This is a genomic window from Nonomuraea sp. NPDC051941, assembly GCF_044593615.1.
In genome coordinates this window covers 1-12,685 of record NZ_JBIUCF010000112.1, presented here as the reverse complement: position 1 = coordinate 12,685, position 12,685 = coordinate 1, and the positions used below count along the sequence as shown (strand labels likewise).

Here is a 12,685-nt window from a genome sequence, read left to right as displayed (position 1 = left end):
TTCGCCACCGCCGCCAAACTCGCCGCCTGGTCGGGACTGGCCCCGGGAAATCATGAGTCGGCCGGCAAACGCAAATCCGGACGACGTCGTCACGGTGTGAACGATCTCGTTATTGAGCAGGGCTGCGTTCACGTAATTGACCAGGTCCCGGTCTGCGTTCTGTTCTATCCCGCGTTCGTCGTGCTGGGGGTCGCGGCGCGCCCGGGTCGTTTGTTGGGACGGTAGCGTGGCCCGTTCATGAAGACCTGGTGGCTGTTGTTGATCAAACGGTCGAGCAGGGACTCGGCGACGACGGGGTTGGGGAACAGGGGATACCAATCCGTCGGCTGCCGATTCGAGGTCAGGATCATCGATTTGCCGGTCCGTTCGCTGATCAGCTCGTAGAGATCGTCAGCCTGGGCCGCGGTGAGCTCCCGCATCGCGAAGTCGTCCAAGATGAGGATGGCGGGTCGGGCGAGCTCGGCCAGGCGGCGGGTCCAGGTGCGGTCGGCGTGACCACCGGCCAACTCGGCCAGTGCACGGCTGGTCTTGACGAAGCGGACGTCGGCGCCGTGCCGGATGGCCAGGTGACCGAGGGCTTGGGCGATATGGCTCTTTCCAACCCCAACCGGGCCATAGAGGATGACCGATTCGCCGGCGTGTAGCCAGCGCAGTGCGGCCAGGTCGCGGATTTGAGCGGCGGGGAGTTTCGGGCTGGCGCCGAAGTCGAAGCCTTCCAGCGTGGCCTGCTGCTCGAAGCGGGCCTTGCGCAGTCGTCGCTGCATTGCCATGGTGTCGCGGCGGGAGATCTCGTCCTCGCAGAGGACCTGAAGGAAGTCGATGTGGCCAAGTTCCCCGGCGCGGGCCTGGGCCAGGCGGGCGTCCAGGGTGTCGAGCATGCCGCCGAGCTTGAGCGCGCGCAGCGCCTTGTCCAGCGCGCCGGTCTCGATCGGGGTGATGGTGGTCATGGTGAAGCTCCTCATGATGGTTCGTGGTGCGCTGGTTCAGCGCGAGTGTGATTGCCGTACTTCGCGGTGAGCCTGGTCAGCGCGGTCAGGGTGTCAGCTGGCGGCCGGGGCGCTGGCCTCGCGCAACGGGATCACCTCGGCGATGTGGCCCTGGTAGGCGTCGGCGAACAGGGCGTCGGGGCCGTGCAGGAAAGCATCGGCGCCGCCGTCGCCGCGGCTGGCCGGCGCGGGGTCGGTCTCGGTGCCCGCGGCCAAGATGCCCTTGACGGTCCGGTAGGAGGGGTCGCCGACGGCCAGCGCCTTGGCGCAGGCGGCTTCCAGGCGCTCGGGGTTGTGCTTGTCGGCCAGGCCGAGCACCCCTTGAGCGGCGCGGAGCCGATACAACGCGTTCTCGCCCAGCAGGTCGGCGATCACCTCGATGCAGGCGGGGCCGATCTGCTCGGCCTTGCTGCGGCACCAGGCCGGGGTGCGCATATGGAAGGCGACCTTCTCCGGCGGGTAGTCGGCCAGGTCGGTCTGCTTGCCCGCGAGCTTGCGCGGGTGGGTCTTGATCAGCTCGCCGCCGAAGAAGAACTGCACCTTGGTGGCAGTGGAGCGGACATCGAGCTGTCGGCCCAGATATCGCCAGGGGATGGAGTAGAGCACCCGCTCCACCCGGGCGTGGATGTCCGGGCCGACCTTGGCCTTGCTCCAGCGCGACAGCACGAATGGCGTGGCGGGCAACGGCGCCAGCCGTTCAGCCTCGATCGCGTCGAAGACCATCAGCGGCGCGGCATCGGCCAGTGGGCGGCAGGCGCGGGCCCCGGCAACCTCGATGCACCAGCGGGCGGCCTGTTCGCGCATCTCCTCCATGCTGGCGAAAGTCCGACCGCGCCAGAAGCTGTCGCGGATATAGGGCATCGGCCGCTCGACGCTGGCCTTGTCGCGTGGCTTTCGCGAGCGGGCCGGGTCGACCAGAACGCCGTAGTGCGCGGCCAACTCGGCATAGGCGCGGTTGATCTTCGGGTCATAAAGGTCGGGCCGGTCCACCCCGGTCTTGAGGTTGTCGGGCACCAGCCGGGTCGGGCAGCCGCCGAAGAAGGCGAACGCGGCCACGTGCGCGCTGCTCCACGCCTGCTGGTCCATCTTCAGCACCGGGTAGACGAACATGTGCCGGGAGGCGGGCAGCACCATCACGAAGGCCTGCACCATGTGACGGCGCCCGGTCTTCGGGTCGGTCCAGCGGCCCAGTTGGCCGTAGTCGATCTGCCCCTGCTCGCCTGGTTCTGCCTCGCGCAGCCGCAGCACCCGCACCTGCGAGGCGCGCACCTCCTCGGGCAGGTTGGCGTGCACATAGCGGCGCATCGAGGCGATACTGACCGCCAGCCCTTCCTCATCACGCAGTCGCTGGTGGATCGTGGCCACCGTCACTCCGGCCTTGAGCTGGGCGACGATGTAATCGCGGTGCTGCTCGATCGTTGGCCAGGTCACCTGCCGCAGCCGGATGTCGGTCAGCTCCGGGAACCATTCACGCACCCGCGCCGCCCACTCCGCCGAGCTGATCGCCATCCCGCCTGGAGCGATTCCCGCAGCCTCGGCCGGGGCCACGTACTTACGCACCGTGTTACGCGAGACCCCCAAGCTGTCCGCGATCTCGTTCTTCGACCGGCCTGCATGCCAGTGCACCAGGATCTCGGTGATGTCCACCACGTCGAAGCTCCTCCTCGCCATCGGCCCCCCGTCCCGTGACGAGGGCAAGAATGCTGATCTTCCGATGACCAGGTCCATCCCGACACGCACGCCGTGACCAGGGTCAATAACGTGATCGAGGTGGTCAATTACGTGATCGCAGAGGGCTCACGCCTGCTCAATTCTGTGATCGTCGACACTGGTCGGGGAGCACTACGGGTGAGCGAAGCGGGCAGGGCTCGCTCACGTCGTGGGACCTCTGCCGCCCGATGACGTGACCGGAATGCCCGCTCACACGTCGCGACAGGTACCGCCTTCCTGCAGCACCTGCCCCAGGCCTCATGGGAGACGGCCCGGCCGGCGCTGACCGAGACGTCTCCCATCAGCCGACGTCCCCATCGCGAGGTGTGACGTCACTCTCGTCGGCGCCGGAGGAGTGTCGCCGCTCAAGGGCGGTGAGCACACTCCCGATGACCGCCAGAAGGGATCCGCCGATCAGGAGCGGGACCGCCCAGGACTTCGGGTCGGACAGCATGGTGGCGACGATGAGGGTGGCGGCGCTCCAGAAGGAGAACGCGGACGCCATCACCACCACCCTGCGAAGAATTCGTATTCCACGCCCCGACGTCGACCTACTGCGATCCAATATTCAGTTCCTTGATCATCGGCATGAACATTCCGGACTGCTGATCATAGTACGTGCCCGTTTTGAACTTGAACCAGATCCCGTTCCCCTTGTTGTTGTTCAGGATCACCGCTGTCGCCACGCCGAGGATTCCGGCCGCCGCCCCGCAGACAACTCCCAGCGGTATGCCGATGATTGTGGCGGCGCTTACCCCGCACAATGCCTCCGCGAACCCCGTGATCGAACCGAGGCCGGCCGCGAGGAGGTTCGCGGCGGAGTTGCTCAGGTAGTAGACGCAGTCGCCGCCCTTCGCATTGCATTTCTTCCCGGTGAAGCCGCCCCCTTGCGTGCAGGGCTGCTCGCCCTTCATCTTCTTCGCGCACTCCAGGTAGACGTCGTCGACCCAGTTGCAGTCCTTGACGCGATCCGTCTTCATGCACGTCATCTGCGAGTCGTACGCGGTGTTGCAGAACTGCGCCGAATGGTTGCCGTACTGCTTGGAGGACATGCAGTCGGAATAGCTGCCGGCGAAGGATTTGCAGTCGTTGTGATTGGCGTCCTTCGCCTGATCCCGGCATTTGACGTAGTAATCACTCTCCGCGGCGCAGACGGGCTGGCTGGTCTTGTTGCCGTAACGGCAGCCGCGATACATGTCCGAAGCGTTGCCGCACATCTCCTTGGAGTTGGGATGGCCGGCCCGGCAGGTTCGATAGTTGCCGGCATCCTCGATGCAGACTTTTCTCGTGCTTCCTTCGGCGCGACAGGCGATGTAGTTGTCCTTCGCGTCGAGACAGGTCGGCCGATCGATCACCGCGGCCCGGCACTCCGCGTACGTCGAGGCTGCGTCCCTGCACGACCCCGGGCTGCCGCCCTTCGAGACCACTCCCATGTGGGACTTCGCGTCAGCGCGGCAGTCCCCGTAGACGTCCTTGGTCGCGCTGCAGTAGCTCTTGCCGTTCTCCTTGCGGCAGGTCGTGTACTCCTTCTCGGACTCCTTGCAGTACGACTTTCCGTAGTCCTTGACGCACCGATTGTGGTCGGAGATGATCTCTCCGCACGTCTTGCTCTTCTTCTTCTGCCCCTTGCATTCCTCATAGGTGTCGACCGGGTTCTTCTTCGACGTGCTCTTGTGCCCGTCCAGGTCGACGTTGGTGAGGGGGTTGTTGTTGGCGTAGGCGTAGCGGTTGAGCTGGACCGACGGGTCGGGGTTCTGCGTGAGGGTGTCGCGCGAGACGAAGCTGCCGGTGGTCGGCTGGTACCAGCGGGCCGCCATGTTGATCATGCGGGTCGTGGGGTCGGTGTAGCCGCCCTGATAGCCAAGCGCATGCTCGGGGCCGGTGCGCGTGATGACCTCGCCGAAGGGGTCGTAGGCCACCGAATCAGCCAGAGCGGTCGCGTTGGTGGCGAAGGCCCCGACCAGGTCGCCGCGTAGGTCGGAGAAGGCCAGCTGGGCTCCGGTGCCGTCGTTGATGCCGAGAGTGCGGCCGAGCGCGTCGCGGCCGAAGATGGCCCGCTTGGCGCCGTTGGCGTCGGTGACGGCCACCAGGTTGTTGCTGACCCCCTCGTAGGCGAAGGACAAGGTCTGCCCGCTCTGTGTGCGGGTCTCCATACGATCGAGAGCGTCGTAGCCGTAGGTGACGGCGTCGTCGTTGATGAGCCGGTCGAAGGCGTCGAACTTGGTGCGCCGGACGATCCCGGCCGAATCCTCCAGCAAGGTGCCGCGTGCGGTGTACGTGTAGGTGTGTCCGTCGCCCGAGGTCAGGCGGTTGCGTTCGTCGTAGGTGAAGGTCTTGTCGCCGGCCTTGACCCGGTTGCCCGAGGCGTCCCACTCGTAGGCGGTCTTCGTGCCGCCCGGGGCGGTCCAGGAGATGAGTCGGTTGGACTGGTCGTAGGCGTAGGTGTTGGTCCCGGCCCCGGCCGTGCCGGTGGTGGTCTTGGAGGTGAGGTTGTCGTTGAGGTCGTAGCCGTACTCGATGGAGGCGATCGCGCCACCCGCGGCAGTGGTGAGCTGGTCCTTGGTCAGCCGGTTCAGCGCGTCGTAGGTGTAGCTGCGCCGCGCGCCCGAGGTCCCGTAGGCCATGGACGTCAGCCGGTTGGCCTTGTCGTAGCCGTAGTCTATGGCGGTGTTGCTGACCGGGTCGATCGACTGGGTCAGCCGGTCGGCCCCGTCCCAGGTGAAGGTGGACGTGCCGGTCACGTCGACGCGCTGGGCCAGATGGCCGTTGGCGTCGTAGGCGTAGGCGTTGAGGTCGCCGCCCGCGCCTGTCGTCTTGAGCAGCAGGCCGCGGTCGTTGAGGGTGAAGTTGAGATCGCCGGCGGCGGTCAGGCGGCCCGCCGCGTCGTAGCCGAACGTCTTGTCCTCGGTGTTCGCCTCGGCGCCGGTGCCGGTCTGCTTCACCAGGCGGTTCAGCTCGTCGAAGATCCGGTCTACGCGCACTCCGCCGGGGAGGAGGCTGGTCACCGAGTTACCGCCGGCGTCGTAGAGGGTGGTCCAGGTCCGGTCTGCGGGGTCGGGGTGGGCGGCGGTGCTCGGCTCGATCATCGACTCGAGGAGGCCCAGGCTGTTGTAGGTGGCGTAGGTGGCGTTCCCGCGGCCGTCGGTCGAGCGGGTCTGCGCACCCGCGGCGTCGTAGCCGAACGTGGTGGTGATCTTCTCGGTCGCCGAGATCGGTTCGCGCTGTTCGATCAGCCGGTTCGCGGCGTCGAACAACCGCTCGGTGGTGTGCCCCTCACCGGAGGTCTGACTGGTGGCGTTGCCCGCCAGGTCGTAGCCGATGGTGTGGGTGCGCAGCACCGCACCGGCGTCGTCCAGTTCCTGGATCCGGGTCTTGCGGCCGGCCAGGTCGTAGCCAGCCTTGCTGGTCAGGCCCAGCGCGTTGGTGGTCGTCGTCGGGCGGCCGGCGAGGTCGTAGCCGAACGTCGTGGTGTTGCCCAGCGCGTCGGTCTGCCCGGCCAGCGCGCCGGTGGCGTCGTACGTGCGGATGGAGGTGTCGCCGGTCGGCCGGGTCGTCTTGGTCACCCGACCGGCGTCGTCATACTCCATCTTCGTCACGTACACCGCCTGCGACGGCTTGCGCTCGATTGTGGTCAAGGTGATCTGCCGGCCGAGATCATCGTACGTGGACTCCGCACGCGCCCCGGTCGGATCCGTCGTCCACAGCGCCTCGCCCAGCAGGTCATAGCCGTAGTTCCACACTCCGGCCGCGGCCGAGCCCGTCCTGGGCGCGGTGACCTGCACCTTGCGACCGAGCCCGTCGTAGAGCGCGGTCGTGGTCTGGCCGCGTGGGTCGGTCACGCTGACCGCATCACCGGCGGCGTTGTAGACGGTGGTGGCCTTGGGCGAGACCGGCTGTCCGCCGGGAGGCGTGTAGGTGGGGAGGTTCTGCTCCACGACCCGCCCGACCCGGTCCAGGGTCGAGCTGACGAGCCGGCCCTCAGGGTCAACCTGCTGCGTGGGCTCGCCGAAGGTGTTGTAGCCAATCTTGGCCGTGGGCCGCTGCGTCGCCGGTGCGGCGCCCGCCCGCTCCACCTGCACCGACGGCAGTCGTACCTGCGTCTTCTGGCCCCTGCTGTCGTAGGTGACGTCGGTGGTGTAGGCGGCCGGGTCGGCCCCGGCGGCGTTGCCGCGCGGGTCGGTCGTCGCCGTGACCAGGCCACGGTCATCCACGGTGAGCGTGGTCACCAGGTCCTGCCCGTCGTTGTGCACGGTTTGCCGGACGGGGTGGTCGCCTGCGTCGTAGGCGTACTCGACGGACTCGACGCGGTCGGTGCCCGCCGCGGACAGGCTGATCTTGGTGATGTTGCCGTTGGCGTCGTAGACGGGTGTGGTGACCCGGTTCAACTTGCCCGGGTCCACGATTTGAGAGACGACCCGTCCGGCCGCGTCGTAGGCGGCCTCCACCCGCAGTGTGCCGTTGCCGGTGGTCTGGCGGATGAGGTGGTTGGCGGCGTCATACACCTTCGAGTCCACCACCACGTCCCGCACGGCATCCGACCCGTTCAACCTGGCGCCCTTGGCCGTCGTCTCCGCCGGCAGGTTGTCGGCGTAGTAGGTGTAGGCGGTGGTGCGGCCCATGGCGTCGGTCTGCGAGGCCAGCCGTCCAGCCGGGTCGTAGGCGTTCGAGGTCAGCACGATGTCCGTGGCCGCCTGCGGCGCGGTGGGGCTGCCGGTCCAGCCCTTCAGCACCGTCGTGGCCGGCTCGCCACGCGGGGTGTAGGTGTACGCCAGCGTCGTGCCCCGTGCGTCGGTGGCGGAGATCTTCTGACCCTTGTGGTCGTAGGCGAACGTCTCCACGCTCCCCTCGGGCCCGGTGATCGTCGCCTGCCTGCCGTAGGCGTCGTAGGTGTAGACGGTCCTACGCGGCGCGTCCCCTCCGGTCAGGTCCTCATTGGTCTCCGTCATCGGCAGGCCGTCCTCGTTGTAACCCGCCGACCAGCGCAGCGTGTGCGTCTTGCCGTCCACCTCGTTCTTGACGGCAGGGCCGGTCCTGGACAGCACTCGTCCCATCCCGTCGTAGGCGACCGTGGTCGTGACCCCCTCGGGGAACGCCTCGGAGATCTCCGTCGTGGCGGTCACCCTCCCAAGGGCGTCATGGGTGTACTTCTTGACCAGCCCGGACGGCAGCGTCTCCGTCGCGAGGTCGCCGGCGGCGGTGAAGGCGTACGTGGTCTCGTAGCCCTTGTAGTCCTTGTCCGACTTCACCATGCCTGCGGGCGTCGTGCCGCCGCCGACGGCCGGCTCGGTACCGTCGGTGTAGGTCTTGACCGTGCTGCGCCCGGCCGGGAAGTCCGCCGTCGCCGGAGTCGTGGTCCTGGTCTCCTCTCCGAACGAGTTGTACGTCCACGAGGTCATGTAGGTCTCGTCGGCGGCCGAGGCGGACCGGCCGTCCCGCTCACCGATCTTCACGTCGTTGCGGGCGTCGAACGGCTTGTCGACGTCGACGAAGTAGTCGTAGTACTCGGTCGAGCAGTTCGCGCCCGCCGTTCTGCAGGTCTTCTTCGCCAGCAGGTTCCCACGGGCGTTGAACGCCAGCTCGACCACGTTGCCGTTCGGGTCGATCACCTTGGCCGGGTATCCGCCCACGTCATAGGCCCACTTCGTGGTCGCTCCGACCTGGTCGGTCACCGACACCTGCCGGTAGCCACGCTGCGCGTCGGCGACGTAGGTGACGACGCCGTCGTGCGGGTCGGTCACCGTCACGGTCGCGAAGGTGGAGAGGGTGGTCTGCTTGGTGTACACCGGGTCCGACAGCTTCCAGGTGCCGCCGTTGGAGTCGGTGTGCGTCACCAGCCGGCCGCCGTCCGGGTTGTAGACGTTGACCGCCCACACGCGGCCCGACGGCTGGGTTACCTTGGTGAGCTGCGGCTGCGGCTTGCCTGCCGCGAAGTGCCGCTGCACGGCCGCCTTGCTCAGGGGCCTGCCGTAGACCGCGACCTCGTCGATGTCGCCGTTGAACGGGAACGGCGCGGTGCTGGTGGTGCTCGACGGCCAGGCCGGGGAGCCGTACCCGGACCCGATCCGGGTCTCCGCCATCTCGTGGTGCTGGACCTCGCCGGCCAGCGTGCCCACTGCGACGCCGTCCAGGTAGAGGGTCTGCGTGTGTTCGGCGGGCCTCGTGCTCGAGGCGGGCCTGGTCTCCACCGACGACAGCACCGCATGGTGCCAGTTGCCGTCGTTCACCGCACCGGTGGAGGTGAGCGGGGTGTGCGCGGTGGTGGAAGTGCCGGTGCCGAACTGGCCGCGCAGCTTGCCGTCGGTGCCCACGTACATCACCGGCACGAACGACGGAGGCGTGCCGTTGTCCGCGCCCTGCATCCCGATGACCGTGCCGGACGTGGTGGTCCTGAACCACGCCTCCACCGCCGGCTCGCCGCCCTGACCGCTGATCGCATCGGCCGGGAGCTGCACGTACGTCGAGGTCGCCGCCCCCTTGAAACGCATCGCGGTGTCCGGCGAGCCGGCCAGCGCGCCCGGCACTCGCGCGCCGAGGTCCGCCGGGGTGGTCCCGTTCAGCTTGGCCTGCTGCTCGGTGATGTTCCAGCCCGCTGCGCTGGCGATGACGGTGCCGGTACGGGTCTCGCCCTCGTTCAGCCGGTAGTAGTACTTCGGCCCGGAGTCGGTGACCACGCTCTTGTACCGCGAGCCTGTCCCGTACTCGTAGGTCGTGCAGGCCGTCGCCGAGGTCGGCGGGCACACCTTGACCAGCAGGTCGCCCTCGTAGGCGTAGGTCCAGGTGAGCGGGTTGCCGTCCACCGGGTCGGTGGAGACGCTCGCGACGTGATTGCCGGCCCAGGTGAACGTCAGCGACCTGCCGCCCGTCGCGGCCACCTTGGCCAGCTTGCCGTCGGCGCCGCGGGTCAGCTCCTGCGCCCGCCCCCGGTGATCGGTGATCTTCGAGAGGAGGCCCGAGGCGTCGAACCAGTAGGAGGTGGCCGACTTGTCCATCAGGCGCCAGCCACCGGTCTGCTCGGCGGCCATCGTCGCGAACGTCCCCGACGGCGGCGCGTAGGCGCCGTTGCCCATGGACGCGAACCGCAGCTGCTCGCCGCCCGGATAGGTCACCAGCAGGCTCCCGGTCGGCTCCTCCTCGATGCGCATGTCCCAGCGGGTCGTCCAGCCGGCGCCGAAGATGCCGTCGGTCCGCGGGTCCAGGCTGTTGTACGTACGGTTCACCGACAGCGGCGGCCCCACCGTCGTCACCGAGGCGTCCGTCGCCGTGGACGCGTAGTTGCCAGAGACATGGTTGAACTCGCGACCTTGCGTGCCGGCGGCCAGCAGGCCGTTGATGTTGCCCTGGTCGGGAACGGGGGTGAAGGTCCGCCACGACGAGGTGACCGTGGTGTACGTGGTGGCGGCCTTCGCCATCCACGAGTACGTCTCGCCCCACTTCAGCCGGGCATCGACCACCTGCCAGACGCCTTCCTTGGTCCAGTCCTCGGTCTTCTCCGCCGAGTCCTTGCACCAGCGCCAGTTGGGCGCGCTGCCCGCGCAGAGCTGGAACCAGTACTTGACCTCGCCCTTGTTGTAGGGGCGGGCGTTGACCGACAGCACCGGCGTCAGGGTGCCGACCTGGCTGTTGTGGGCCGGGGAGAACGACTCGAACGGCAGGGCCGTCACGGTCGCGTACACCCAGTCCGACCAGGGCCCGGAGACGCCGGAGGCGGTGGTGGCGCGGGCGCGCCAGCGGATCTGCCAGCCGTCGGTCAGCTTGTCGGCGGGGACGGCCGCCCAGGCGCTGGTGCCGGAGGCGTACTCCTTGTCCGAGGTGCCGGTCCAGATCAGGCCGGTGCCCTGCTCGCTCTTGGCCGGGTCGTGCTCGACCTCGACGTTCAGCCTGCTGAGCCGGTTGTCCGGGTCGGTCACCCTGGCGTACATCGACGGAGTGAGCGACTCGGCGGTCCAGGAGGTGGTGCCGCGGATGGCAGGGTCCATGCCCAGGCCGTCCACGCTGGGCTTGCGCAGGTCCACGGTGGCCGCCTGCCACGCCGACCACTCGCCTTCGGCGCCCGCGGTGGTGACGCCGCGGACCCGCCAGCGGATCTTCATGCCGTCGGTCAGCTTGCCTGCCGGCACCTGCACCCAGGCGTTGCCGCTGGAGGCGTAGCTCGTGGCGCCCTTGCCGGACCAGATCACGCCGGTGCCCTGGCCGGTCGCGGGGTTGTGCTCGATCTCCGCGCCCAGCACCAGCTTCGAGCCGCCGGCGTCGGTCACCTTCGCGTACAGCCATGGGGTGGCCGAGGAGAGCGTCCACGTGTCGCTGCCGCGCGTGGCCGGGACGGCGCCCAAGCCGTTCCCCGCGGTGCCGCTCACCTGGACCGTCGCCGTCTGCCATTCCGACCACGGACTGGCCACGCCGGACGACGTCGACGCCCGGACGCGCCAGCGAACCAGCCAGCCGTCCTTCAGCTTGCCGGACGTCACCGTGGGTGTCTGCAGCGAGCAGCGGCTCCAGGTGGCGCACGAACCGCTCGACACCTGCCCGCTGTCGCTCCAGATCAGGCCGGTGCCCTGCCCGGCGGCGGACGGGTCATGCTCGACCTCCGCGTCCAGCTTCAACGACCGCGACTCCGGGTCGGCGCCGTAGGCCGAGAAATATGGGGTCGTGGACGACAACGTCCACAACCCGGAGGCGAGCTGCCCCGTCGAGGCGGACAGGTCGGACACGACCGGCTTGGAGGTGTCCACCCGCGCCATCTGCCACTCCGACCACGGTCCCGCCACACCGGCCGAGGTGGCGACGCGGACGCGCCAGCGGACCAGCCACCCGTCCTTGAGTTTCCCGGCTGGGATGGCGGGAGTCTGCAGCGAGCAGCGGCTCCAGGTCGAGCACGAACCGCTCGACACCTGCCCGCTGTCGCTCCAGATCAGCCCGCTGCGCTGCCCGGCGGCGGACGGGTCATGCTCGACCTGCGCCTCCAGCTTCAACGACCGCGACTCCGGGTCGGCGCCGTAGGCCGAGAAATATGGGGTCGTGGACGACAACGTCCACAACCCGGAGGCGAGCTGCCCCGTCGAGGCGGACAGGTCGGACACGACCGGCTTGGAGGTGTCCACCCGGGCGGCCTGCCATTCCGACCACGGTCCCGCCACACCGGCCGAGGTGGCGACGCGGACGCGCCAGCGAATCAACCAGCCGTCCTTCAGCTTCCCGGCCGTGACGGCAGGAGTCTGCAACGAGCAGCGGCTCCAGGTCGAGCACGAACCGCTCGACACCTGCCCGCTGTCGCTCCAGATCAGCCCGGTGCCCTGCCCGGCGGCGGACGGGTCATGCTCGACCTGCGCCTCCAGCTTCAACGACCGCGACTCCGGGTCGGCGCCGTAGGCCGAGAAGTTCGGGGTCGTGGACGACAACGTCCACAACCCGGAGGCGAGCTGCCCCGTCGAGACGGACAGGTCCGACACGACCGGCTTCGAGGTGTCCACCCGCGCCATCTGCCACTCCGACCACGGTCCCGCCACGTTGGCAGAGGTGGAGACGCGGACGCGCCAGCGGATCAGCCACCCGTCCTTGAGCTTGCCCGCGGTCACGGCAGGGGCCTGCAGCGAGCAGGCGCTCCAGGTCGAGCACGATCCGCTCGACATCGAGCCGTTTCCGGACCAGATCAGCCCGCTCCCCTGGGCGGTGGCCGACGGGTCGTGCTCGACCTGCGCCTCCAGCTTCAACGACCGCGACTCCGGGTCGGCGCCGTAGGCGGAGAAGTACGGGGTTGTGGACGACAACGTCCACAACCCGGAGGTGAGCTGTCCCGTCGAGGCCGACACCCCCGTCACGAGCGGCTTGGCGGTGTCCACCCGCGCCAGTTGCCAGTCCGACCACGGACCCGCCACCACCGCGCCGGGAGAAGCGGTGGACTGCACCACGGCCCGCACGCGCCAGCGTATCGACCAGCCGTTCTGGATCCCCTCCGCCGCGGGTGCCGTGTGCGAGGCCGCACACGGCTGGCC

Annotated in this window: 5 protein-coding genes; 1 reads left to right on the top strand and 4 read right to left on the bottom strand. The window is 68.6% G+C overall.

The annotated features are described in order from the left end of the window. A partial coding sequence (locus tag ACIHFD_RS67165) for a transposase (protein ID WP_397375851.1) occupies window positions 1-225 on the top strand: 225 nt, incomplete at its 5' end. On the opposite strand, the gene istB is transcribed toward ACIHFD_RS67165, so the two are convergent. The 4 genes from istB to ACIHFD_RS67145 all read right to left on the bottom strand — a co-directional run bounded on the left by istB (window position 165) and on the right by ACIHFD_RS67145 (window position 12,601). Next, on the bottom strand, window positions 165-947 hold the full coding sequence (gene istB / locus ACIHFD_RS67160) for an IS21-like element helper ATPase IstB (RefSeq protein WP_397375850.1): 783 nt from the start codon (window positions 945-947) through the stop codon (window positions 165-167). The genes ACIHFD_RS67165 and istB overlap by 61 nt on opposite strands. Before the next feature lie 93 nt (window positions 948-1,040). Continuing rightward, window positions 1,041-2,636 (bottom strand): IS21 family transposase, encoded by a 1,596-nt coding sequence (istA, locus tag ACIHFD_RS67155; protein ID WP_397375852.1) that lies wholly within the window; start codon window positions 2,634-2,636, stop codon window positions 1,041-1,043. 361 nt (window positions 2,637-2,997) lie between these two features. Then, complete coding sequence (locus ACIHFD_RS67150) at window positions 2,998-3,201, bottom strand: hypothetical protein (RefSeq protein WP_397375849.1); 204 nt, start codon at window positions 3,199-3,201, stop codon at window positions 2,998-3,000. A 46-nt stretch (window positions 3,202-3,247) separates the two neighbouring features. After that, a complete protein-coding gene (locus ACIHFD_RS67145) occupies window positions 3,248-12,601 on the bottom strand; it encodes an RHS repeat-associated core domain-containing protein (protein WP_397375848.1) in 9,354 nt (3,117 codons plus the stop codon). Between the last annotated feature and the right edge of the window lie 84 nt (window positions 12,602-12,685).